The following is a 23983-nucleotide window of genomic DNA, read 5'->3' on the forward strand; positions in this document are numbered from 1 at the left end:
GCTGTTTATAGAGATTTCAGAGTACCTTTTGGTAGCACTGCTGTAACGAAGTCTTTCTTGATAACTACTTCGTTGTTTGCATTCAGTTCGATAGCAACGTAGTCGCTGTCTTCTGCAATCTTAGTGATCTTGCCAATTAGGCCGCCGCTTGTAAGAACTTCATCACCTTTGCCCATAGAAGACATAAGGTTCTTGTGCTCTTTAACACGCTTAGCTTGTGGACGGTAGATCATGAAGTAGAAGATCACAGCGAACATACCTAGCATGATAAGCATTTCGAAACCGCCGCCTGCTGGTGCACCTTCTGCTGCTGCGTGAGCTTGAGAAATAAACATTTAAAACATCCTCTATTTATATTTTCGTAATTGTTTGTCTAATTGGGTCGCATCCCTTTATTTTCAAGCCCCATCACTCGGAAGAGAGATAGGGCTCGCAAAAAAGAAATACTAAGATTCTTTACCTAGTGGTGGCACTTCACGCCCCATTCTTGCGTAGAACTCTGCAACGAACTCTTCAAAGCGGTCTTCATCGATAGACTGACGAATGTCTGACATTACTCGTTGGTAGAAACGCAGGTTATGAATCGTGTTCAGTCGAGCACCTAGGATTTCGTTACAACGATCCAAATGGTGTAAGTACGACTTGCTGTAGTTCTTACAAGTGTAACAGTCACACTCTGAATCTAGTGGTGTTGTATCGGTTTTATGCTTCGCATTACGGATCTTGATCACACCTTCAGTCACAAACAGGTGGCCGTTACGTGCATTTCGCGTTGGCATTACACAGTCAAACATGTCGATACCACGGCGAACACCTTCAACCAAGTCTTCCGGTTTGCCTACGCCCATTAGGTAACGTGGCTTATCTTCTGGCAGTTGAGGACATGTGTGCTCAAGAATGCGGTGCATATCTTCTTTTGGTTCGCCTACTGCTAGGCCACCTACTGCGTAACCGTCAAAACCAATTTCTGTTAGGCCTTTAACGGATACATCACGAAGGTCTTCGTACACGCCACCTTGAACGATACCGAACAGTGAGTTCGGGTTTTCAAGTTTGTCGAAGTGGTTACGTGAACGCTCAGCCCAACGAAGAGACATCTCCATTGAGTCTTTTGCTTCTTTGTGTGTCGCAGGGTAAGGCGTACACTCATCGAAGATCATTACGATGTCTGAACCTAAATCTTTTTGGATTTCCATAGACTTCTCAGCGTCCATGAAGATCTTGTCACCGTTTACAGGGTTACGGAAATGAACACCCTCTTCAGTGATTTTACGCATTGCACCTAGGCTGAATACTTGAAAGCCGCCTGAATCAGTCAGGATAGGACCGTGCCAGTTCATGAAATCGTGCAGGTCACCGTGCATTTTCATGATTTCTTGACCAGGACGTAGCCATAGGTGGAATGTGTTACCTAATAGGATTTCAGCACCTGTGTCTTTTACTTCTTCAGGTGTCATACCTTTAACAGTACCGTAAGTACCTACAGGCATGAATGCTGGGGTTTCAACGGTACCGCGTTCAAACTGAAGTTGACCACGACGTGCGCCGCTATTAGTTTTTTTAAGTTCGTATTTTAATTTCACGAAGCCTCCAATATGCCAGAGAAACAATCTGACTGTTAATTCAGAACCTTAAGCCAAACAAAAGTTCAGTCCAGTGAGCTCTATGAGGAGCGGTCGCGTATTCCTTGCGAGAGATTAGACAGACACCCTGCCCGACTCCTAGCTTACTGCTAGCACCCGTAAATTCTTATGTATATCGTTTATAACTAGCTTAAATTAGCTTGTTTTCTTATTGATGAACATGGCATCACCGTAGCTGAAGAAACGATATTCGCTCTTCACTGCGTGATCGTATGCGCCCATCACATTGTCGTAACCTGCAAATGCACTCACCAACATAATCAGCGTTGATTCTGGTAAGTGGAAATTGGTAATCAAGCAATCCACCAACTGGTATTCGTAACCAGGGAAGATAAAGATTTCAGTGTCACCAAAGAAAGGAACCAACTCTGTGCCTTTCTTCAACGCATCTTGCGCTGCACTTTCTAGTGAGCGTACTGATGTTGTACCAACAGCAATAATACGGCCGCCACGGGCTTTTGCTGCAGCTACGGCGTCAACCACTTCTTGCGGCACTTCAACGTACTCAGCATGCATGTGGTGATCGTTAATATTATCAACTTTTACTGGCTGGAACGTACCAGCACCAACATGAAGCGTCACGTAAGCAAACTCAACACCTTTTTCTTTCATGTCAGCCATTAGCTTGTCATCAAAGTGAAGGCCTGCTGTTGGCGCTGCAACCGCACCCGGCTTTTCATTATAGACAGTCTGGTAGCGCTCTTTATCTGCATCTTCATCAGGACGATCGATGTAAGGAGGCAGTGGCATGTGACCAACACTGTTAAGAATCTCTAAAACGCTTTGATCAGATGTGAAATGGATTTCGAATAACGCATCGTGACGCGCCACCATTTCAGCTTCATATTCATCGTTCTCACCAAGGAACAACTTGGTACCCGGCTTCGGTGATTTAGAACAACGAACATGCGCAAGAATGCTTTTCTCATCAAGCATACGTTCAACCAGCACTTCAAGCTTACCGCCTGATGCCTTGCGACCAAATACACGAGCTGGAATCACTCGAGTGTTATTGAAAACAACAAGATCGCCTGGCTCAACCAAGTCTAAAACGTCTTTAAACGAACCATCAGCTAGGTTACCGCTGTTGCCATCTAATTTAAGCAGGCGGCTTGCTGTACGCTCCTCTTGAGGGTAGCGAGCAATGAGTTCATCTGGTAGGTCAAAGTGAAAATCTGAAACTTGCATGTGTCTAGTCTTGTCTTAGTTGATGAGATTTGTGCCGTTGACGAATCATAAATCGTAGTTGCTGGATAATCGTTACGGTAAGTCAATCGTTACCAGAAACACATCGCAAACACGACTAAAAATTTCGCAGTGGGCTAGTATAGGCACACGAGCCGCAATAGCAAGGTTTACAGCACTGGATTATTGTAAAGAGGCGTAAAATAATGCGACTGATTCACCTCTTCAAGCTAAAGAATTAGTTGCATAAAACTCACCCAAGAATGCGTCAGATCTCAGTTATTTTTTGGATAAAAAACTATAGTAATAGCAACAAATAAAAAAGAAGGAGGTTCGTATGATCAAGGTTGAAGATATGATGACTCGCAACCCTCATACCCTATTGCGCTCACACTCACTGGCCGATGCTAAGCACATGATGGAAGCACTTGATATCCGCCATATTCCGGTCGTCGATTCCGACAGGCAACTACTAGGTGTCGTCACACAACGAGACGTTCTCGCCGCTCAAGAATCCAGCCTACAAAACATCCCACAAGCTCAATCTTTTACTCTTGCTACTCCCCTCAACGACATCATGCACAAAAGTGTTATGTCGGTAGAGCCGCGTGCAGGATTAAAAGAATCGGCTATCTACATGCAGAAACATAAAGTGGGCTGTTTACCTGTCGTAGAAAACCACGAACTAGTAGGCATTATTACAGACAGCGATTTTGTCACGATAGCGATCAATTTACTGGAGCTGCAAGAAGAAGTAGAGCCAGAAGAAGCAGAAGTAGAGTAACGCTCGGAATTGATATAAAGAAGAGCGGCCAATTCAGCCGCTCAGAGGGATTGTTGTCGCAGCGGATTATTATAGAAGCTCAGATACCACATCCGCTAATTGATGGAATGTCTCACGACGCGAAGAGCTTGGTCGCCAGACAAGGCCAATATCTCGGTAGGCCTGCTGACCAGGAGGATCGATCACAACGAGATTCTGGTTTTCCAATAAACCGTGGTCGATCGCCATTTGCGGAATAAAGGTGGTTCCTAAACCATTGGCCACCATTTGCACCAATGTGTGAAGGCTCGTCGCAGTGAACGGGTTGATCTTCTCTTTATCCGTTAACTTACAAGCCGACACAGCATGCTCGGTTAAGCAATGCTCGTTCTCCAACAAAAATACAGATTCGTCTGGCAGGTCATCGTATTTAATCGGAACGCGAATACCATCAGCTTGATTGCGACTGATCACCATCCGGAAAGGGTCTTGCCCAACAACTTGGCTTTCCATATTGTCGATATCGACAGGCAAAGCCAGAATCAGCACATCTAAGTCTCCATGACGCAGCGCAGCCAATAGGTTGGTCGTTGTGTCTTCACGTAACAGCAAATTTAATTGTGGAAAGCGCTGGTTGGCTTCCTGTACCAAATCGCACAAAAGGAACGGCGCTATAGTAGGAATACACCCGACTCGCAGCTGCCCTTGCATCGCATCCCCGTTACATAGATTTCCAAGCTCTACGAGATCTTGTCCTTTCGCTAGTAGCTCTCGACCGTGCTTGACCACCAGCTCACCTGCTTGCGTGAAAACTAGCGGGCTCTTTTTATCTTTCTTCTCATAAAGCGGGCAACCAATCAGCTCTTCTAGGTTTTGAATGCCTTTACTTAGCGTAGATTGACTGACGAAACAGCGATCTGCGGCATCACTGAAATGACGAGTTTCGTGAAGAGTAACAAGATAGTGAAGTTGCTTAAGACTTGGCCATTTATTCATGAAATTACTTTGTAATATGAGTAGGATAAGTTAGGTAAAGGTCATTCGACCTAAGGACAGGACAAAGAATAAGCTTATCGCTTTTTTCGATTAACTTAATCTATTTAATTCGCTTTTTTCTATAGTACCGATTGTACTATAGTTTGTCCCGTAGAAACGGAGCCCAAACAAAGATGTGTTGGGCCAACTAATTTTTTAGGAGATTCCAAAATGGTACTAGTAGGTCGTCAAGCCCCTGACTTTACTGCAGCAGCTGTTCTAGGTAACGGTGAGATCGTTGATAACTTCAACTTCGCAGAATTCACTAAAGGTAAGAAAGCTGTAGTTTTCTTCTACCCACTAGACTTCACTTTCGTTTGTCCTTCAGAGCTAATCGCTTTCGACAACCGTCTTGAAGATTTCCAAGCTAAAGGCGTTGAAGTAATCGGTGTTTCTATCGATTCTCAATTCTCTCACAACGCATGGCGTAACACTGCTATCGCTGATGGCGGTATCGGTCAAGTTAAATACCCTCTAGTTGCTGACGTTAAGCACGAGATCTGCAAAGCATACGATGTTGAGCACCCAGAAGCAGGCGTTGCTTTCCGTGGTTCTTTCCTAATCGACGCTGACGGCCTTGTACGTCACCAAGTAGTTAACGATCTTCCACTAGGTCGTAACATCGACGAAATGCTACGCATGGTAGACGCACTAAACTTCCACGAGAAGAACGGTGAAGTTTGTCCTGCACAATGGGAAGAAGGCAAATCAGGTATGGACGCATCTCCAAAAGGTGTTGCAGCATTCCTATCTGAGCACGCTGACGACCTAAGCAAGTAATTACCTCTTAAGCCCGAACTCAACGCGGGTTAATGGTTGGAAGATTCTCTTTAAAGAGACATAAAGCATAAGCTAATAGCGCAAAGCGCACCGCCAATCAGTTAAGAAGTAAAGTCCTATTAAAAGCCCGAAGTTAACGCTTCGGGCTTTTTGTTTTCCCCCTCCTCGCTCCCCTAGACTGACTCTTGTAATAGATAATTGAGGTAGCGATAAACCTAAACTTTACCTCTATTTTCCCTTATCCCCATCTATTCAGAATCACACCTAGATTGCTATTATTTCATCAGTATCTTTTTGAACGGATAAACACGATGAACACCGAAATTGAAGTCTGTATCGATAACTTAGAATCTCTTCATACCGCACTATCTGGTGGCGCGAATCGAATTGAGCTTTGCTCTTCATTAGCACTTGGCGGATTAACTCCAAGCTTCGGAATGATGAAACAAGCGGCAATAGTTTCGTCGGTTCCGGTCTACGCTATGATACGCCCAAGACAAGGCGACTTCATTTTCGATAACGACGATATGCTCTGTATGCTTGAAGATATTGAAGCTTGCGCAAATGCAGGATTGGATGGGGTCGTACTTGGTGTGTTAGCGCCGAACGGAAGTATTGATATGCCAAAGATGCAACAACTGGCTGACAAAGCGCACTCGTTAAAGCTTGGGATTACCTTCCACAGAGCCATCGATCAAAGCTCTGATTTCCAAGCAGCATTAGAACAAATCATTACACTTGGATGCGAAAGAGTCCTGACATCAGGGCTTGCTGCTAATGCTGAGCAAGGTATCGATGTATTGGCTGCAATGGTCAAACAAGCCGATGGACGAATTGATATCATGGCGGGGGCTGGCGTTAACGCTGCGAATGCCAAAATGATTCAAAGCGCTACCCAAGTACCTGCTCTTCACCTTTCAGGTAAATCGACAAGGCCGAGTCTAATGGAAAACAACTCAAGTACTCAAATGGGCAGTGATAATATTGATGATTATCAGATCCCAGTGACAGATGCGAGTAAGATATCTGATGTGAGAGCCGCCCTCACCGCTTAGGGCAATAGTCGCCAGCATAAATCCAGAGAACCTCGCTGACTAATCTAACTCACTGACGTATATTAGATTTAATAGCGCAGAAAATTTTCATGGATAGATATGGCTAAAGACTTATTCAGCTCTCTTGATTTAAACCTGTTACGAAGCAAAACATGTTTGGAAGAAACCAAATCCACGGCTTTCAGGCTGAAATTGGCGTGGCAAGTTATGACGGTACGAAAACGCGCTCAGGCGAAGTAGAAGAGAAAACAACACATGGTATAAGCCTAGGCGGGGCCTACGTTTACCAAGCGACACCAATGCTTGGATTACGTGCTGGTGTTGATATGAATATTTTTGAACACAACAAAACCTTTGTGCCTTACGACACAACGGTCAATTTCAATCTTGGTGCAATAATTAGCTTCTAAAGATAAGCTCTATTTGAGTGCGTCATCAAGGCTTTGATCGCCTAGGTGACGTACATCTTTACCCTTCACAAAGTAAATAATGTATTCGCAGATATTTTGGCAGCGGTCTCCCACTCGCTCAATCGCACGCGCTGACCACATCACCTGCAAAATATTAGGAATGTTCTTAGGGTCTTCCATCATATAGGTCATTAACTGACGAATAACGGCCTCGTACTCCGCATCCAACTTATCATCAAGCTTGTGAACTTCAGCTGCCGCATCAACATCCATACGAGCAAACGCATCTAATACTTGGTGAAGCATGGTGATTGCCTGACGACAAAGAGGCTCTAATGAGACATGAAATTTTTGCTCTTTGGTTGAAGGGATCTCAATAGCACCTTGCGCAATTTTAGAAGCAACATCGCCAATACGTTCCAGATCGGTAATCGTTTTGATGATCGCCATAATCAAACGCAGATCCTTCGCTGTCGGCTGACGCTTTGCAATGATTCGAGTACAAGCCTCATCAATCGACACTTCCATCGCATTCACTTTGTGGTCATCACGAATCACTTTTTTGGCCAATTCAACATCGTCTTTATGAAGCGCCTGCATTGCAAACGAGAGTTGCTGCTCCACTAACCCGCCCATGGTCAATACATGAGTACGGATCGATTCTAACTCGACATTGAATTGCCCTGAAATGTGGCGACCGAAATGCATACTTGCTCCTTGAAAGAAATGAAGAAAGCCATTTTTGTAGAGTGACTTAGCTCTAGATGACACCTTTGGAGAGGTTAGCCATATCTACCAGTAATGTAGTCTTCCGTCTGGTTTTTCAATGGAGACGTAAAAATTGAGTCCGTATCTGAGTACTCGATCAATTTTCCCATATGAATAAAGGCAGTATGGTCACTTACACGCGCGGCTTGTTGCATGTTGTGGGTAACAATCACCACTGTGTATTGCGTTTTGAGATCGTTGATCAACTCTTCAATCGTCAAAGTAGAAATCGGATCGAGTGCCGATGTCGGCTCATCTAACAACAGCACTTCAGGCTCAATCGCAACCGCACGAGCGATAACCAAACGCTGCTGTTGACCGCCAGATAAACCAAAAGCATTCTCATGCAACCGATCTTTCACTTCATCCCATAACGCAGCAGCGCGCAGAGAGCGTTCAACCGCATCATCAAGGTCTCGGCTGTTGCTAACGCCTTGTAGCCTCAAGCCATAAACCACATTCTCATAGATAGATTTAGGAAAAGGGTTTGGACGCTGGAATACCATACCCACACGGCGTCGTAAGGTCGCAACATCCACCTTAGGGTGATAGACGTTCTTGCCATGAAGCTTCACTTTCCCGGAAACCTTACAGCCTTCAACAAGATCGTTCATGCGATTAATGCAGCGCAGCAGAGTCGACTTACCACACCCAGAAGGGCCGATAAACGCCGTCACCTGCCCCTTCGGGATCTGCATCGAGATATCATCAAGTGCTTGGCTCTCTTTATAGTAAAGATTTAGCCCTTCGATCGAGATAGCAATTTGCTCATCCTTCAGATTGTGAACATCAAGTGGTGCTTGGTAACCCAAGGTTTCATTAATCGAGAACATCTAATCTTGTCCTAAGGTTCGGTATTTTTCACGCAAGTTATTACGGATATTGATGGCTGTTAAGTTCAACCCAACAATCACCGTAACCAATAAAAATGAAGTCGCATACACTAAAGGTCGTGCCGCTTCGATATTAGAGGTTTGAAAACCAACATCATAGATATGAAAGCCTAAATGCATGAACTTTCTATCTAAGTGTAAATACGGAAACTGACCATCGACTGGCAAGCTAGATGCCAATTTAACAACACCCACCAGCATAAGTGGTGCAACTTCCCCCGCGGCTCTCGCGATTGCCAAAATTAAACCAGTGATAATCGCTGGGCTTGCCATCGGTAAAACAATGCGCCAAAGCGTCTCAAATTGAGTCGCACCAAGCGCTAATGAACCGTGCCTCACTGCACTAGGAATACGCGTTAAGCCCTCTTCCGTGGTTACGATAACGACTGGAAGCGTCAAGACCGCTAAGGTTAGTGCTGACCAAAGTAGACCCGGCGTACCAAATGTCGGTGCTGGCAATCGCTCTGCATAGAACAACGTATCAATCGAGCCACCAATGGTATAGACGAAAAAGCCTAAACCAAAAACGCCATACACAATCGACGGTACACCCGCCAAGTTAATCACGGCGATACGAATTAAACGTGTTAGTGCGTTGTTTTTTGCGTATTCATGAAGATATATCGCAGCGACTACCCCAAGAGGCATCACGACGATCGACATGAGAATAACCAACAGTACTGTGCCAAAAATAGCAGGAAACACACCGCCTTCAGAGTTTGAGTCTCGTGGGTTCTCTGATAAGAACTTCCAAACTTGTTTGCCCCAGTGCCCAACCTTTTCTAGGTAAGACATATTATTTGGGTACCAATAATCCAGAATGTGACTTAGCGAAATCTCGACCTGCTCGCCTGTCATATCCTCAACGAGTAAGCTTTCGACATTAAGTTGCGTTCTAAGGTGCTCAAGCTTAACTTCGGCTTCACCTAACTGGCGGTTTAATTCCAGTTTAGTTTGAGTATAGGTTTTAAGGTATTCATCGCTCACTGACTCATTGAGTTCAAGCTTACGCTTTTCTAAGCGCAGGTTTTCCAATTGCCAGCTGATATTGCGAATTTCTTGGTTCACGACACGCGACGTTTCTTTACGTAACGTATCAGCGAACGCCAAGCCTTGTTCGAGCTTTTGGTCTATGTTCGAGTCAAAAGTGCCAGAAGCGGTTTTAAAACCCACCGGCTTACCAAAGAAATAACCACCTCGACTTCGTTCAATCACAACCCAATCAAGCGGGGTAGTGGGTTCACGTAAGTTAACATCCAGAATAGAAACAAAGTCCGCAGGGTACAGTTCTCTGTTAGCAACTTTGATGCTTAAGCGCTGTATCAGCCCAGTCGACAAATTTTGAGGAGACAAAAGGTCATGGACTTGTGGAACTTGCTCTATCGGGATGTATTTTCGTTCATATAACTGACCAACCAATACATCTTGTTTTGATACGGTTTCGTCAAGATCGACCACTAGCGATAAGTCTTTGGAGTCAACTTGCCATTGATACAAAGGTGCGGGCCAAAAATAGGTTAAGCCCTTCCAACCAATCAGCAGCATTAGGCCAAGAACAGAAAGCATACTGATGCTCACCGCCCCGCCCGTAAGCCAGATCCACGGAGAGCCCGATTTAACCCAAGATAATAATGACTTCAGTTTATTCATCATGATCGACCTTGCTCTTGGCGTGCTGAAATCAAGGAGCTGCAAAGATCAAGAGACACGCTAGTCAAGCTACTAAAAGCCATTGATACACATTGAGGCAAACCTTTAAAACTACAGCGCACGATATTTATCTCTCAGTCTTTGTCTAACCCACTCAGCAACTGAGTTCACCGCGAATGTAAAGATAAACAGCAAGAGTGCAGCCAAGAACAGCAAGCGGAAATGAGAACCACCCACTTCTGATTCTGGCAGCTCAACAGCAATCGTTGCCGATAAAGTTCTCATCCCTTCCAAAACATTCCAGTCAAGAATTGGGGTGTTACCTGTCGCCATCAAGACGATCATGGTTTCACCAACTGCTCGCCCTAGCCCCATCATAACCGCAGAAAAGATACCTGGACTCGCCGTCAATAGCACCACATAAATAAGCGTCTGCCACGCCGTCGCACCCAACGCTAATGACCCATCAGACAAATGTTTAGGTACAGAGAAAATAGCATCTTCAGCAATAGTGAAAATCGTTGGGATGACCGCAAAGCCCATAGCAAAACCAACCACTAGCGCATTGCGTTGGTCAAAGTCGATACCATAGCTAGCCAAGAAGGTACGAATATCACCACCAAATAACAAGGCTTCAATGTTGTTTCCACCAGCAAACACCGCAACCACTGTAATCACCAATACCGGAATCAATATCAGAGCATGCCAACCGTTAGAGAAGCGACCCGTTACCCTCTTCGGTAAACAGAACCAAACAAGTCCAGTCAACAGTGTGCTCAGTGGTAATAGCATCATTAATGAGAAGACAGCCGTTAAATGTGTTTCAACGATTGGAGCAAACCAAAGCCCAGCCAAAAATCCGATGATCACGGTTGGAAGAGCTTCCATCAGCTCTATCGAAGGCTTCACCACTCTTCGCATGCGTGGAGACATAAAATAAGCGGTGTAAATAGCTCCGAGCACAGCAACCGGCACGGCAAACATCATCGCAAACAGAGCGGCTTTGATAGTACCGAATGTGATAGGTACTAAACTGAATTTCTCTTCAAAGTCATCATTCGCCGATGTTGATTGCCAAACGTATTGCGGCTCAGGGTAACTTTCATACCAGACCTTTTGCCAAAGCGAGGAGAATGAGATTTGTGGGTATTCATTGTCGACTTTAGCCACACTGATGATGCCATCAATCAACGTTGCCAGATGCAGTTCATTGGCAGACATAGCGGCTAGTTGTGGTGATTTATCAAATGCGCGTTCAAACAACGACAGCTTTTCACTGGTCGTATAGTGGCTTTGTAATGTGCCGTTCTTATAGAAGCTATAAAAACCCTTTCTATAAGTATCAGGAAGAATAAATTGCACTTGTTCAGCAAGTTGGAAGTCTCGAATATGGGTCAGGCTACGCTTTTCATCTTTGAGTACATCGAACCATTGAGAAACCTGTCCGTCCTCATGCGTAACCAACAGTGAATAAGCTCCAGACAGTAAATCGATACTTTTCACCGAGTGCTTCGCATCATTCAAGCTAAGATCAATCACTTCACGAACATTGAAGCCGCTATCTGATAGTTTCAAAACAACCAAATCCGATTGTGCTCGTAGGTATAAGGTTTGCCCATCAGGTGTGACAAACAGTTGCTGCTGCAAGCCCAACTTATCCGATAGCCATTGGCTCTTCTGAAAAACATACTGACCAGTAAGGTCACTCTGATACCACTTAACCAAGACTCGTTGGTCACTTAACTGCGCGGCAACCGTAATCCCACGTCCATTCTTAGAGAACGCGAATTTGTCGATCGTCGCCCCATTTGAGGGTTCATCATTTAAAAATGGTTCTGGGAGATCGATTTGCTCAATTTTAGGATCGGCTTCACTGCCCTTTTGCAGCACAGGCGCACTATACTCAGGATAGAAAAAAGTAAGGTTGCTTGCACTATCGGCAAAGGCAAACCAGTTTTCAGATGGGGTATTTCGAGAAAAGGCGATGGGGTTGGCTACAACATCACGCTCAAAGTAAGAGTGTGTATTTTGAGACTCTAAATCCCAAAACTGTACCAAACCAGATTTTTCGATAGTAAATGCATGCTGACCGTATTCATCAACCGATAAGACGATAGGTTTTTCTACGGCAACGGTCTTTACAGCTTGGTCTGTCTCTAAACCAGTATCAGAAAATACCGGTAAAATGACCATCGCCAAGTAAACAAAGATCAATACTAGGGCAGCTAGAACACTGACCGCGCCACATGTCACCGAAAAACGGACGAGACGATCTTTCAACCATCTTTTTTTGTCGCGCTCTTTCAATGAAAATTGGGCTGATGCCATCTGTTTATCTACCTTTTTTTAGCTACTGACATAATATGTACGTTAGATGACAATTATATTACAAGTTACGTTAAACAACTGAAACTAATAACAAGTTTGTTAGCCATATTTCTTAAAGTAAGATCATAGATTTTGTGAATTTTGCCATTCTAATTTAAAGTAATCAGCTCTATAGCCAGTACTCAAGGATTCTCATCTCGATGAAAAAAGACTATGTCACAAAAGAACTTAGCTGGTTATCCTTCAACGAAAGAGTGCTCCAAGAAGCGGCAGATAAGTCAGTCCCCTTAATCGAAAGAGTTCGTTTTTTAGGTATTTACTCGAAAAACCTCGATGAGTTTTACAAAGTCCGATTTGCTGATGTGAAGCGAAAGATCTTACTTCAAGATCCGCAGCTAACCTCCAACTCGCCAAAAACCTTACTGACTCAAATGCAGAGTAAAGCGAGCAAGCTCGATGCTCAATTCCATGAACTGTATAATGACTTGCTATTGGAATTGGCACGTAATCGTATTTTTCTGGTCAACGAACAGCAAATCAGCGAAGAACAGAGTGGCTGGATAAAAAAGTACTTTAAGAAAAAAGTACTGCCGCACTTAACTCCGCTTCTCTTGAACGAAGATAGCCAGTTACTCAATATCCTCAAAGACGAACAAAGTTACTTAGCCATCGACATCGAGCGTGAGGCATCTTCTCAATATGTCTTACTCGAAATCCCATCAGAGGCACTCCCTCGATTTGTTAAGTTACCGGAACCTTCGGGTTCGCAGCGTACAACTTTGATCTTGTTAGATAATATAGTTCGATTTTGTTTGGATGACTTACTTAAAGGATTCTTTGAGTATGACTCATTGCGTTGTTTTGCGATAAAAATGACACGTGATGCCGATTATGACCTTCAAGAAGACAATGAAAATAACCTATTAGAATCGATGTCTTTAGGTTTAGAACAGCGCTTAACCGCACTGCCGATACGTCTGATCTATGAGTCAGAGATGCCAGCTGAAATGCTCAACTTCTTACAAGTCAGACTTAAAATGTCTGACTATGACAGTATCATCGCAGGTGGTCGCTATCATAATTTCAAACATTTCTCTGAATTCCCAAGCCTTAATCGACGTGATTTAGTTAATCGTCCACTACCCGCGATTAAGTGCGCGCATTTCAGCCACTACCCAAACTATTTCGAAGCGATCAAAGCTCGTGACATCTTACTCCATTACCCTTATCACACCTTTAGCCACATCACTGAACTTGTTAGGCAGGCTTCCTTTGACCCGAAGGTAACCTCCATAAAAATAAACGTTTACCGTGTTGCGGAGGGATCAAAACTCCTCAGCTCGATCATCGATGCGGCGCACAATGGCAAAAAGGTCACTGTGGTTGTAGAGCTACAAGCCCGCTTTGATGAGCAAGCCAATATTCAATGGACCAAGAAACTTCAAGAAGCGGGTGTAAAAGTCATCCATGGCATCCCTAGTTTAAAGATCCATTCCAAGCTGCTGCTCATCAAACGAAAAGAAGGCAAGCATACCGAGCATTATGCCCATATTGGCACTGGCAACTTTCATGAAGTGACAGCGCGCGTATACACCGATTTTTCTCTGCTCACTGCGTATGAAGATTTGACTCAAGAGGTGAGGCAAGTCTTTAAGTATATTGAAAACCCTTATCAAAAGTCACAGTTCAAACAACTGATTGTCTCACCGAAGAATACAAGAAAACGTCTGTATCAGTTGATAGATAATGAAATACAAAATGCGATAGAAGGTAAGCCTGCGAACATCACTCTAAAACTCAACAACTTGGTCGATCGAGAGATCATTGAAAAGCTCTATCAGGCTAGCCAAGCCACTGTAAAAGTGAGAATGGTCATTCGCGGCATGTGCTCTCTTGTCCCTGGCATACCCACCATCAGTGACCATATTGAGATTGTCAGTGTGGTCGACCGTTTTCTCGAACATCCGAGAGTGATGATATTTGGTAACGCTGGAAAGCCGAAAGTCTATATATCTTCCGCTGACTGGATGACACGAAACTTTGATCACCGCATCGAAGTTACAGCTCCAATTTTAGATCCAAAGATCAAGCAAACCATTATCGATATCACCGAGTTTCATTTCGATGACAGCAACAAAGCTCGAGTACTAAACCAATCGATGAGCAACCCTTACATACAACCACCAGCAAACCCACTTGATTACCCGACGTCACAACTCTCCACTTACCACTATATTAAACGTATGGAGAAACTTGCTCGCAAGAAGTACAAACAAGAGAAGAAATCATGCCGCTAATTGATAACAAACATTCTCGATGTATTGCCGCTATCGACTTGGGTTCGAACAGCTTCCACATGGTGGTTGCCCGAGTATTCGATCAACACCTGCAATTAGTCAGCAGACACAAACAGAAAGTGAGATTAGGTGATGGATTGGATGAACGTAACGTCCTATCTGAAAGCGCTATCGAGCGAGGCCTAGAATGCCTCAAGGTGTTCGCAGAACGACTGGCGGATTTTGAGCTTGATGATGTCAGAGTTGTTGCGACTCATACCCTAAGAAAAGCCAAAAACGCTAAAGACTTCTTAGAGCAAGCCAAGCCACTGTTTCCTTTTCCAATAGAGATCATTTCCGGTCAAGAAGAAGCTCGAATAATCTATAACGGAGCAGAACACACTCAAACCGCTTCTGAATCTAAGTTGGTTATTGATATCGGTGGAGGGAGTACGGAACTCGTCGCCGGACAAGGCTTTACTCCTCTAATTATGCGCAGTTTACCGATGGGATGCGTCAACTTCACTCAACGTTTCTTTGCTGACGAAGGGCTAACTTCACGACACTTCTCAGATGCTTATACCGCAGCTACTCGTCTATTGATGCCATTGATTGAAGAATACACAAAAGCCCCTTGGGAAATCGCTTTTGGCTCATCTGGTACCACGAAATCAATAAAAGAAGTACTCATTGGCTTAGGGTTCACCGATGGTCTCATTACGCCCCAACGCCTGTCCTATTTAAAGAATCACTTATGTGAGTTTTCATCATCCAACACCGTAAATCTTTCAGGCTTAAGTGATGAGAGAAAGCCTGTGTTTGCTGCAGGCGTCACCATTCTTTCAGCAGCAATGGATACGCTAGACATCAAGGAGTTACATTTTTCTGATGGTGCCCTGAGAGAAGGCGTTCTTTATGACATGGAGGATAGGTTTAAAGATATTGATATTCGAACAAGAACTGCCGAAACGCTCGTCTCTCGATACCATGTAGACGTAACTCATGGCGAGAAAGTGAAAGTGCTCGCTCTTTCATTGCTGAAACAAGTACAGCCTCAAGTGACAACTGCGGTCACTAATGAGCTGTATGATCTGCTTGGTTGGGCTGCAGTACTTCATGAGGTAGGACAAAGCATTGCATTCCAAGGCTATCACCGCCATTCGGCTTATCTGCTTAAGCATACGACAATGCCAGGCTTTAATACTGAGCAACAACGCCTTATATCAGCATTGGTTCGCTATCAAAGAAAAGCGCTCAAACTACAAGATTTGCCGGAACTTTCTCTGTTTACTCAGCAACAAGTCACCCTGCTGATTCGTATATTGAGACTCGCTATCTTACTCAACCGTCAGCGAAATCAAGCACTGGCCCCAGACGTGACTCTAACGATTGAACAACAGGATAACTGGGAATTGAAAGGAACTAACAGCGATTGGTTGGCCCAAAACCAACTGCTTGATTATGAGCTCAGAGAAGAGCAACAACGTTGGCAAAATGCAGGATGGTCGTTAAAGCTAAAATAACGAACAGTCAAAATTAAAACAGCCTGCGACGCGCAAGCTGTTCATACGTTTCTTATCTAAGTTTACCGCAGCCTGAATTAGAGCCCGACTTTTGCCAACTCTTGCTCTGCGAACTCAGACGGTATTGCTAAATAGCCATCTTTCTCTACAAGTTCTTGTCCTTGCTTTGAGAACACAAAAGTGAGGAACTCTCTTTCAACGGGAGAAAGCGGTTTATCTGGGTGTTTGTTCACGTATACGTAAAGAAAGCGTGATAGAGGGTAATCACCGCTCAAGATATTCGCTCGAGTCGGCTCTACATAATCAGAACCATGCTCAGCAATAGGAATTAACTTAACGCCAGCGACACGATAGCCAATACCTGAGTAGCCAATCCCACTGATGGATGAAGCGACCGACTGAACGACTGAAGCCGAACCAGGTTGCTCATTCACACGATTTTTAAAGTCACCGCCGCACAGTGCATTCTGTTTGAAGTATCCATAAGTCCCCGATACAGAATTGCGACCGAACAATTGGAATCGATGTTTCGCCCATGGCTGATCGATTCCGAGATCTTGCCAGTTATTGAGGGGCCTTGTTGCTCCGCAGCGTAATGTCTCAGAAAAAATGCCATCAATCTGACGAAAGTTAAGCCCCTCAATAGGGTTATCACGATGCACAAAAAGCCCAATCGCATCGATAGCAACTCGCAGTGCTGTTGGCTTATATCCATGCTCCCTTTCAAATGCTTCAATTTCTCGCAGGCGCATCGGACGACTCATTGGCCCTAGATGTGCAGTCCCTTCGGTTAAGGCTGGAGGAGCAGTAGAAGAACCCGATGCTTGGACTTGAGCGTTAACATTTGGGTAGTAGGACTTGAACTCTTCCACCCATAACGTCGTCATACCCGCTAAGGTATCCGAACCGACCGATAATAAGCTCCCAGAAATTCCCGGAACCTTAGAATAATCAGGAAGAGAATCGACACCCTGTTCGGCATGCACAGGGTTAACTAAAGCAAACGCTAATAATGAGCTGACTGGAAAATGCATCCTGCGTATCGAACAACTCATGATACGGTCAGTCGATTTGGTAAAGTAAAATGGAAACGACTGCCGACGCCCACTTCACTTTGAATTTCGAGATGTGAATCGTGGTGGCTAAGCGCATGCTTTACAATCGCTAATCCAAGACCACTACCACCGGTATCACGAGAGCGGGCTTTATCTACACGATAGAAGCGCTCTGTGAGTCGATGTAAGTGTTGAGGCTCAATACCATCACCAGTATCTGACACATCTAAGCACGCGCCTTGGCTGGTTTGATACCAACGCACTTTGACCGTTGCACCTGCGGGTGTGTATTTAACCGCGTTATAAACCAAATTCGATATCGCACTTCTCAATTGGTCTTCATCGGCAAGAACTCGTAGGCTCTTATCGATATCAAACTCAAGCTTATGTTCGCGCTCACCGCTAAGGCTCGCCGCTTCTTTCTCAAGAACCTCAAGCATCGCCGGAACGTTGACCACTTCATCCAACTCATGCATTGGCGCCGCTTCAATTTTCGAAAGCGTGAGTAGTTGATTAACCAAACTGTTCATTCGATTGAGCTGCTCAGTCATTACGCCATGCGCCTTGGTCCACATTGGGCCAACGATCATGTCTGGATCTTCGGTCATTTCAAGGTAACCTTGAAGGACGGTCATCGGCGTACGCAATTCATGAGAAACGTTAGCGAAGAAGTTACGGCGCATGCCTTCTAACTGCTTAAGCTGGGTCACATCACGTACCACCATCAGGTGTTCACCCTCGGTATACGGCACAATACGCAGCTCGAGCATACGCTCCACATTCAATGGAGAAGGCATCTCTAATGGCTCAGAGAAATCTTGCTTATTAAGGTACTTAATAAAATCTGGAGTACGAATCAAATTCGAGATCGGTTGACCTGAATCATCTGGCCAACGAAAGCCCAGCAAATACTGAGCTAGCTTGTTACACCAAACGATATTGCCTTCACCGCGAAATACCACAACGGCATCGGGAAGCGATTCTGCACCGTTACGGAAACGGCGGATAAGGTTAGTCAGTTCTTTGCGTTTGCGACGCTGTCTCTGCTGCATACGATAAATACCGTTAAACAGAGATTCCCAGTTCCCAGAGCCTGAAGGTGGAGTTAGACGCTTCTCATCCCACAGCCATGCGGACAAACGCATTTGGTTGTGTAGATGCCAGCCGAGCTGCAATACCGTAGCAGCCAGCAGCAACCAAGGTAGGTAACCGAATATCCATCCGACTAAAACCCATGGTGCGTAAAAAAAAGCCAGCTCCCAAGCCAGCTTTTTCCAGGTTAACTTTTCAACCATTCAGGACTCCGTAAACTGGGCAGCGAAGCCACATTAAGCCTTTGTAGAAAAACGGTAGCCAGCGCCACGAACCGTTTGGATTAGCTTATCGTGACCTGCAGACTCAAGCGCTTTACGCAGGCGTCGAATATGTACATCAACCGTTCGGTCTTCAACGTAAACATTGGTACCCCAAACGTTGTTAAGCAGCTGCTCTCGGCTGTATACACGCTCTTGGTGCGTCATAAAGAAATGCAGCATTTTGAATTCTGTTGGTCCCATATCAACTGGACCTTCACTTGCGGTCACGCGGTGTGATACTGGGTCTAATTTAAGGCCCTGTACATCAATCACATCTTCCAATGCCGTTGGTGTTACACGACGAATCACCGCTTTAAGGCGAGCAACAAGCTCTTTTGGCGAAAACGGTTTGGTAATGTAGTCGTCAGCGCCAACTTCTAAACCGCGAACCTTATCTTCTTCTTCGCCACGAGCCGTTAGCATCACCACTGGGATGTTGCGAGTTAACTCTTCACGCTTCATGTGCTTGATAAAGTTTATCCCGCTACCACCAGGTAGCATCCAATCTAGTAATACTAGATCTGGGAAAGGTTCACATAGCTTGTTTACCGCTGTATCGTAATCTTCAGCCTCTACTGCTTGGTAGCCTTTTTGTTCAAGCACGAAGCACAGCATCTCACGAATAGGTGCTTCATCTTCAACGACCAGAATCCTTCTCGACATAATTGAATAGCCTTTGTATTTAATCAACGCATTGCATTATCTGAGTTAATTATGACACTTTTGTGACCTTTGAAAACAAATTTTCATATAACTGTCTCAAACATTTCACTTTATAACTTTTGATACAGAGCTAGGGACAAATCGAATTAGATCTCATATCATGAAGCACTTCTAAAAAGGTATGAGAAAAATTTATGTGGTTTAAAAATTGCCTAGTCTATCGCTTCAACCGTGATATTGATTTCAACGCAGATCAGCTAGAGAAACAACTTGAAGAATTCCGCTTTACTCCTTGTGGTAGCCAAGACAAACAGAAGTTTGGTTGGGTACACGCAATGGGTAGACATGGCGATATGATGACGCACGTATCAGAAAACCGCATTCTTATCTGTGCAAAGAAAGAAGAGAAAATGCTACCCGCTTCTGTGATCAAAGAATCATTGAACGCAAAAGTAGAAACGCTTGAGGCAGAGTCTGGTACCCCTCTGAAAAAGAAAGAGAAAGACAGCCTAAAAGAAGACATCATCATTGATCTACTTCCTCGAGCATTCAGCCGCAGCAACTTCACTTACGCGCTGATCATGCCAAAAGAAGGTTTCATTGTGGTTGATGCGAGCAGCTACAAAAAAGCAGAAGATGTATTAGCATTGCTACGTAAGACAATGGGTAGCCTGCCAGTAGTGCCAGCTATCCCAGAGCAAGCGATCGAAACGACTCTTACAGAATGGGTGAAATCAGGTGATACGCCACAAGGCATCACTATGCTTGATGAAGCAGAACTAAAATCTATTCAAGAAGACGGCGGTATTGTTCGAGTTAAGAAACAAGAACTAGAAGCTGATGAGATTAAAAACCACATCGAAGCCAATAAGATGGTGACGAAACTTCTTATCAACTGGCAAGACCGTATTGAATTCATTCTTGCAGAAGATGGCAGCATCAAACGCCTAAAATTCAGTGATGAGCTCAAAGACGAAAACGACGATATTCCTCGTGAAGATCAAGCTGCGCGTTTTGATGCGGACTTCTCTCTACTTTGTGGTGAGTTCAGTGTTTTCCTTCCAAACCTATTTGAATCATTAGGCGGGTTAACTCAACCTAACGCTTAATCAGTCAAACTATAGGCTCAGGTGCTAACGGTATCTGAGCTTATTTCTCACTAAGTTCTCACTTATATCTGCCTCTAGACCCTCTTGTTAATGTCATTGCTATCTTTAGGGCTATCAACCAAACTCATTTTAGCGTAAAATTTGCGCCCCTTTGATATCACTTGGTGGTATCAACCTGACTTGAGATCAGATTAGAGAACGAAGCAATGACTACACAAAAACCATTTGTACCTGAACTATTATCACCGGCAGGAAGCCTCAAAAACATGCGTTACGCATTCGCCTACGGCGCAGATGCAGTATACGCAGGCCAGCCACGTTACAGCCTTCGTGTTCGTAACAACGAGTTCAATCACGAAAACCTACAAATCGGTATCGATGAAGCTCATGCTCAAGGCAAAAAGTTATATGTTGTATGTAACATTCAGCCGCACAACTCTAAATTAAAAACATTCATTCGCGACCTCAAACCAGTTGTAGACATGGGCCCTGACGCGCTTATCATGTCAGATCCTGGTCTTATCATGATGGTTCGTGAAGCATTCCCTGAAATGCCAATCCATCTTTCTGTTCAAGCAAACGCAGTAAACTGGGCGACCGTTAAGTTCTGGTCAACTCAAGGCGTTGAGCGTGTGATCTTATCTCGTGAGCTATCGCTTGAAGAGATCGAAGAGATTCGCGAACACTGCCCAGAAACAGAGCTAGAGATCTTTGTTCACGGAGCTCTTTGCATGGCTTACTCAGGCCGTTGTCTGCTTTCTGGTTACATGAACAAGCGCGATCCAAACCAAGGTACTTGCACCAACGCTTGCCGCTGGGAATACAAAACAGAAGCAGCGAAAGAAGACGAAAACGGTCAGATCGTTGAAGCAAACCCTACTGGTGTTGCTATTCAAGAAGTAGAAACGCAAGACATTGAAGTTCAAGATGAGCGTCCAGACAACACACTAGGCCTTGGTAAACCAACAGACGAAGTGGTTCTGCTTTCTGAATCACACAAGCCAGAAGAGAAAATGGCAGCGTTTGAAGATGAGCATGGTACTTACATCATGAACTCAAAAGACCTTCGTGCAATCCAACACGTTGAGCGCCTAACGAAGATGGGTGTTCACTCTCTGAAGATTGAAGGTCGTACTAAGTCTTTCTACTACTGTGCACGTACTGCTCAGGTTTACCGTAAAGCTATTGACGATGCAGTGGCAGGCAAACCATTCGATGAAAGCCTAATGGGTACACTAGAGAGCCTAGCTCACCGTGGTTACACTGAAGGCTTCTTACGTCGCCATACACACGATACATACCAAAACTACGAGTACGGTTACTCTATCTCTGACACTCAACAGTTTGTTGGTGAGTTCACAGGTAAGCGCCGTGGTGACCTAGCGGAAGTAGAAGTGAAGAACAAGTTCCTAGTAGGCGACAGCTTAGAAATGATGACACCGAAAGGTAACGTTGTTTTCAAACTAGAAGTTATGGAAAACCGCAAATCTGAAGCGGTCGACGATGCGAAAGGTAACGGTCACTTTGTATTTATTCCTGTACCAGCAGATCTAGATCTAGAGTACGGCTTGCTGATGCGTAACTTGAGCGAAGGCCAAGATACACGTAACGCATCAGGCAAATAATTTTTACTTAAGCGACTTACTTGAGAAGAAAATAATGGCTCTGTTAATTACTGACAAGTGCATAAACTGCGATATGTGTGATCCTGAATGTCCAAATGGTGCAATCACTATGGGCGACAGCATCTTCGAGATCGATCCTGATTTATGTACAGAGTGTAAAGGTCACTATGAAAAGCCAACATGCCAGTCAGTGTGTCCGATTACAAAATGCATCATCACTGACCCAAACCATATTGAAACTGATGACGAGCTACTTGAGAAGTTTGTTATCATTCAAGGCTTGACCTAAAAGAAGAAAGGTTCAACTTAACCATAAGTTGAACCTTTTTTTTCATCCTGATTTTCCGATTGGATAAATATTGCAGAAGAGCTCTTTTTCAAATTGATATTCGAGTCGTTCTCGCCAGTTTATTGATTGAGCTATAGGAACAAGATAAAAGTTTTCCCTGCTGGTATCGGTCACAAATGCCATTCCATACTGCATCAATTCATAGTGAACATCATTTACGAAACTAGGGTCTAAACGTTGTCTGCCTGTTAGCTGATTGATGTCATCTCTTGAAATTGAAATACCCGAGCTTTCAGCGTTGAACCTATGTCTTAACCATTCTGAAAATTCCTTCGCACAAATCATAGTCATAGTCTTATCCTTGAATTATCTATCGACGGGTATCAGACTCTGATTTCGCATACTGCATATAAGCCGCATCTTTCACCCCAAAACACTCAATCCCTGACCAAACCTTGTCAAATTCGCCATCGCCCTTGCTGATACCGTTATTGCTTTTATTAATATCAAACGATGTTCTTAATCTCGTGTTTATAAACTCTAGACAAAAGTGTGATATTTCTCCAGTTTTAGAGTCGAAAAAACCAGTGGCAGTACCACTGTAAAAAGCCTCGATAAACAGGATTACTTCTTAGATATCAAGGCCAAACATTGACTTGGCATCACTTTAACTTTTTTCTTTTTCTTAGTTTTCGCTACTTTTTTAGGAGGTGGAACTGGAACAGTCTGTGGAGCCCAACTTGCAAGTTCATATCCGCAACCATCACCTTTAGGAGGGCTCGCTTGAGCTATGCAGTTTGAACTGCCTTCAGGACACTTTAAACGAACGTGGAAGTGGGAGTGGTGTCCCCACCAAGGTCTTATTTTGCCTAACCAAGCTCTATCATTAGCGTCAGAGTTTTCTTGTTCACAAAGGGTTTGCTTGATCACTGGATGAACAAAAATACGCACCACTTTTTCATCTTTCGCCGCATAACGAATAACTTGAAAATGATCATCGGTCCAATTCGATTCACGCAATTTGTAGTTGGTAAGATCCACAACGCTCACAGGTTTAGGCACAGCTAATTCGTTCTCTGACAACCTCTTACTGGTTAACCTTAGCCATATATCAATATCTAACCCTGTTTGATGACTTGAATGACCTGAAGAAAAGCGCCCTCCTCTGGGAAGAGAAATATCACCGATCAATAAATTAGTATTGAGCTTCTCGCTGGTCGTGACTCCTAACCTCTCAATAAACTTTATAGCTTCTGTATGGCCATAGTAGCGCTCTCTTTGAGGGCGAATGATCTGATACCCCAAACCATTAATAGGCAAAGCCTGCGCGCCGTCTAGACAGCCATTGGCATAGCTTCCAATTGATGAGGGTGAATTTTTAGTAGGGTGACTCTCTTTTTCCCACAAAGTTGCTGATAGAGAAAATGAACAAAAGAATACAACCAGTGCAAAAAAGAACCTCATAATAATCCCAAATTACCGACGCTTACTCATTATATTAGTCGCCATTTAGGATTAGGTGCATATCGTACTTAAGTTTTTGGTGGTAGCTAGTGAATTATACCAATTAAAGTAAAA

21 protein-coding genes and 1 pseudogene are annotated in these 23983 nt (G+C 44.2%); 9 read left to right on the top strand and 13 right to left on the bottom strand.

The genetic code is table 11. The annotated features are described in order from the left end of the window. Positions 1-5 precede the first annotated feature (5 nt). The 3 genes from yajC to queA form a co-directional block, all read right to left on the bottom strand. Positions 6-335 carry a preprotein translocase subunit YajC gene (gene yajC / locus AB4167_RS08270; RefSeq protein ID WP_010440492.1) on the bottom strand — a complete coding sequence of 110 codons (330 nt, stop codon included), beginning with the start codon at positions 333-335 and terminating at the stop codon, positions 6-8. Between the two features lie 111 nt (positions 336-446). Beyond that, the gene (tgt, locus tag AB4167_RS08275; protein WP_017056177.1) at positions 447-1583 is read right to left on the bottom strand and encodes a tRNA guanosine(34) transglycosylase Tgt; all 1137 of its coding nucleotides are present in this window, start codon (positions 1581-1583) and stop codon (positions 447-449) included. Between the two features lie 195 nt (positions 1584-1778). Then, positions 1779-2831: a tRNA preQ1(34) S-adenosylmethionine ribosyltransferase-isomerase QueA gene (gene queA, locus AB4167_RS08280; RefSeq protein WP_017062523.1), complete on the bottom strand. Its 1053-nt coding sequence runs from the start codon at positions 2829-2831 to the stop codon at positions 1779-1781. Between the two features lie 334 nt (positions 2832-3165). Between queA and AB4167_RS08285 the strand changes: the two genes are divergently transcribed. Then, positions 3166-3612: a CBS domain-containing protein gene (locus AB4167_RS08285; RefSeq protein ID WP_017062524.1), complete on the top strand. Its 447-nt coding sequence runs from the start codon at positions 3166-3168 to the stop codon at positions 3610-3612. A 69-nt stretch (positions 3613-3681) separates the two neighbouring features. Here AB4167_RS08285 and AB4167_RS08290 read toward each other — a convergent pair whose 3' ends face one another. Continuing rightward, on the bottom strand, positions 3682-4587 hold the full coding sequence (locus AB4167_RS08290) for a hydrogen peroxide-inducible genes activator (RefSeq protein ID WP_017062525.1): 906 nt from the start codon (positions 4585-4587) through the stop codon (positions 3682-3684). Positions 4588-4797: 210 nt separating this feature from the next. Here AB4167_RS08290 and AB4167_RS08295 point away from each other — a divergent pair, with 210 nt between their 5' ends. From AB4167_RS08295 to AB4167_RS08305, 3 genes and pseudogenes are all read left to right on the top strand, one after another. Next, positions 4798-5406 (top strand): peroxiredoxin C, encoded by a 609-nt coding sequence (locus tag AB4167_RS08295; protein WP_004740353.1) that lies wholly within the window; start codon positions 4798-4800, stop codon positions 5404-5406. A 311-nt stretch (positions 5407-5717) separates the two neighbouring features. Continuing rightward, positions 5718-6461, top strand: coding sequence for a copper homeostasis protein CutC (locus AB4167_RS08300; RefSeq protein WP_136978148.1), 744 nt, complete (start codon positions 5718-5720; stop codon positions 6459-6461). A 146-nt stretch (positions 6462-6607) separates the two neighbouring features. Beyond that, positions 6608-6871 (top strand): annotated as a pseudogene (locus AB4167_RS08305) (hypothetical protein); the annotation flags it as partial. Between the two features lie 9 nt (positions 6872-6880). Here the strand turns inward: AB4167_RS08305 and phoU are convergent. From phoU to AB4167_RS08325, 4 genes are all read right to left on the bottom strand, one after another. After that, positions 6881-7579, bottom strand: a complete 699-nt coding sequence (gene phoU, locus AB4167_RS08310) for a phosphate signaling complex protein PhoU (protein WP_009848270.1) — start codon at positions 7577-7579, stop codon at positions 6881-6883. A 74-nt stretch (positions 7580-7653) separates the two neighbouring features. Then, the gene (gene pstB / locus AB4167_RS08315) at positions 7654-8472 is read right to left on the bottom strand and encodes a phosphate ABC transporter ATP-binding protein PstB (RefSeq protein ID WP_009848269.1); all 819 of its coding nucleotides are present in this window, start codon (positions 8470-8472) and stop codon (positions 7654-7656) included. After that, on the bottom strand, positions 8473-10182 hold the full coding sequence (pstA, locus tag AB4167_RS08320; RefSeq protein WP_102394416.1) for a phosphate ABC transporter permease PstA: 1710 nt from the start codon (positions 10180-10182) through the stop codon (positions 8473-8475). It abuts the gene before it with no gap. A 111-nt stretch (positions 10183-10293) separates the two neighbouring features. Continuing rightward, positions 10294-12510, bottom strand: coding sequence for an ABC transporter permease subunit (locus AB4167_RS08325; protein WP_372136398.1), 2217 nt, complete (start codon positions 12508-12510; stop codon positions 10294-10296). Positions 12511-12710: 200 nt separating this feature from the next. Between AB4167_RS08325 and ppk1 the strand changes: the two genes are divergently transcribed. Together ppk1 and ppx are read left to right on the top strand one after the other, a co-directional pair. Continuing rightward, a complete protein-coding gene (gene ppk1, locus AB4167_RS08330) occupies positions 12711-14807 on the top strand; it encodes a polyphosphate kinase 1 (protein ID WP_136975746.1) in 2097 nt (698 codons plus the stop codon). Beyond that, positions 14798-16309, top strand: coding sequence for an exopolyphosphatase (ppx, locus tag AB4167_RS08335; RefSeq protein ID WP_017068609.1), 1512 nt, complete (start codon positions 14798-14800; stop codon positions 16307-16309). Before ppk1 ends, ppx begins: the two co-directional genes overlap by 10 nt. A 77-nt stretch (positions 16310-16386) precedes the next feature. Here ppx and AB4167_RS08340 read toward each other — a convergent pair whose 3' ends face one another. Genes AB4167_RS08340 through phoB form a run of 3 tightly spaced genes read right to left on the bottom strand, consistent with a single transcriptional unit; the run spans position 16387 to position 19382 of the window. After that, positions 16387-17364 (bottom strand): PstS family phosphate ABC transporter substrate-binding protein, encoded by a 978-nt coding sequence (locus AB4167_RS08340; RefSeq protein WP_032548820.1) that lies wholly within the window; start codon positions 17362-17364, stop codon positions 16387-16389. Then, complete coding sequence (gene phoR, locus AB4167_RS08345; RefSeq protein ID WP_004740365.1) at positions 17361-18659, bottom strand: phosphate regulon sensor histidine kinase PhoR; 1299 nt, start codon at positions 18657-18659, stop codon at positions 17361-17363. The genes AB4167_RS08340 and phoR overlap by 4 nt, the downstream gene beginning before the upstream one ends. 33 nt (positions 18660-18692) lie before the next feature. Then, on the bottom strand, positions 18693-19382 hold the full coding sequence (gene phoB / locus AB4167_RS08350; RefSeq protein WP_004735064.1) for a phosphate regulon transcriptional regulator PhoB: 690 nt from the start codon (positions 19380-19382) through the stop codon (positions 18693-18695). Between the two features lie 194 nt (positions 19383-19576). Here phoB and rdgC point away from each other — a divergent pair, with 194 nt between their 5' ends. From rdgC to AB4167_RS08365, 3 genes are all read left to right on the top strand, one after another. After that, positions 19577-20491 (top strand): recombination-associated protein RdgC, encoded by a 915-nt coding sequence (rdgC, locus tag AB4167_RS08355; protein ID WP_017062534.1) that lies wholly within the window; start codon positions 19577-19579, stop codon positions 20489-20491. 206 nt (positions 20492-20697) lie between these two features. Continuing rightward, on the top strand, positions 20698-22116 hold the full coding sequence (gene yegQ / locus AB4167_RS08360) for a tRNA 5-hydroxyuridine modification protein YegQ (protein ID WP_017062848.1): 1419 nt from the start codon (positions 20698-20700) through the stop codon (positions 22114-22116). Between the two features lie 34 nt (positions 22117-22150). After that, on the top strand, positions 22151-22405 hold the full coding sequence (locus AB4167_RS08365; protein ID WP_004735061.1) for a YfhL family 4Fe-4S dicluster ferredoxin: 255 nt from the start codon (positions 22151-22153) through the stop codon (positions 22403-22405). A gap of 42 nt (positions 22406-22447) precedes the next feature. Here AB4167_RS08365 and AB4167_RS08370 read toward each other — a convergent pair whose 3' ends face one another. After that, complete coding sequence (locus tag AB4167_RS08370; RefSeq protein WP_017062536.1) at positions 22448-22756, bottom strand: hypothetical protein; 309 nt, start codon at positions 22754-22756, stop codon at positions 22448-22450. A 273-nt stretch (positions 22757-23029) separates the two neighbouring features. Next, positions 23030-23869 (bottom strand): penicillin-insensitive murein endopeptidase, encoded by an 840-nt coding sequence (mepA, locus tag AB4167_RS08375; protein ID WP_136977259.1) that lies wholly within the window; start codon positions 23867-23869, stop codon positions 23030-23032. Between the last annotated feature and the right edge of the window lie 114 nt (positions 23870-23983).

The organism is Vibrio sp. 10N.286.49.E11 (assembly GCF_041469505.1).
Classification (GTDB): domain Bacteria; phylum Pseudomonadota; class Gammaproteobacteria; order Enterobacterales; family Vibrionaceae; genus Vibrio; species Vibrio crassostreae_C.

Excerpts from the sequence above, each read along its gene's own strand:
- yajC (WP_010440492.1), bottom strand. The coding sequence starts at position 335 with ATGTTTATTTCTCAAGCTCACGCAGCAGCAGAAGGTGCACCAGCAGGC.
- ppk1 (WP_136975746.1), top strand. The coding sequence starts at position 12,711 with ATGAAAAAAGACTATGTCACAAAAGAACTTAGCTGGTTATCCTTCAAC.
- ppx (WP_017068609.1), top strand. The coding sequence starts at position 14,798 with ATGCCGCTAATTGATAACAAACATTCTCGATGTATTGCCGCTATCGAC.
- pstB (WP_009848269.1), bottom strand. The coding sequence starts at position 8,472 with ATGTTCTCGATTAATGAAACCTTGGGTTACCAAGCACCACTTGATGTT.
- AB4167_RS08300 (WP_136978148.1), top strand. The coding sequence starts at position 5,718 with ATGAACACCGAAATTGAAGTCTGTATCGATAACTTAGAATCTCTTCAT.
- AB4167_RS08370 (WP_017062536.1), bottom strand. The coding sequence starts at position 22,756 with ATGACTATGATTTGTGCGAAGGAATTTTCAGAATGGTTAAGACATAGG.
- pstA (WP_102394416.1), bottom strand. The coding sequence starts at position 10,182 with ATGAATAAACTGAAGTCATTATTATCTTGGGTTAAATCGGGCTCTCCG.
- AB4167_RS08285 (WP_017062524.1), top strand. The coding sequence starts at position 3,166 with ATGATCAAGGTTGAAGATATGATGACTCGCAACCCTCATACCCTATTG.
- AB4167_RS08290 (WP_017062525.1), bottom strand. The coding sequence starts at position 4,587 with ATGAATAAATGGCCAAGTCTTAAGCAACTTCACTATCTTGTTACTCTT.
- phoR (WP_004740365.1), bottom strand. The coding sequence starts at position 18,659 with ATGGTTGAAAAGTTAACCTGGAAAAAGCTGGCTTGGGAGCTGGCTTTT.
- AB4167_RS08295 (WP_004740353.1), top strand. The coding sequence starts at position 4,798 with ATGGTACTAGTAGGTCGTCAAGCCCCTGACTTTACTGCAGCAGCTGTT.
- AB4167_RS08340 (WP_032548820.1), bottom strand. The coding sequence starts at position 17,364 with ATGAGTTGTTCGATACGCAGGATGCATTTTCCAGTCAGCTCATTATTA.
- AB4167_RS08365 (WP_004735061.1), top strand. The coding sequence starts at position 22,151 with ATGGCTCTGTTAATTACTGACAAGTGCATAAACTGCGATATGTGTGAT.
- mepA (WP_136977259.1), bottom strand. The coding sequence starts at position 23,869 with ATGAGGTTCTTTTTTGCACTGGTTGTATTCTTTTGTTCATTTTCTCTA.
- phoB (WP_004735064.1), bottom strand. The coding sequence starts at position 19,382 with ATGTCGAGAAGGATTCTGGTCGTTGAAGATGAAGCACCTATTCGTGAG.
- phoU (WP_009848270.1), bottom strand. The coding sequence starts at position 7,579 with ATGCATTTCGGTCGCCACATTTCAGGGCAATTCAATGTCGAGTTAGAA.
- rdgC (WP_017062534.1), top strand. The coding sequence starts at position 19,577 with ATGTGGTTTAAAAATTGCCTAGTCTATCGCTTCAACCGTGATATTGAT.
- AB4167_RS08325 (WP_372136398.1), bottom strand. The coding sequence starts at position 12,510 with ATGGCATCAGCCCAATTTTCATTGAAAGAGCGCGACAAAAAAAGATGG.
- queA (WP_017062523.1), bottom strand. The coding sequence starts at position 2,831 with ATGCAAGTTTCAGATTTTCACTTTGACCTACCAGATGAACTCATTGCT.
- yegQ (WP_017062848.1), top strand. The coding sequence starts at position 20,698 with ATGACTACACAAAAACCATTTGTACCTGAACTATTATCACCGGCAGGA.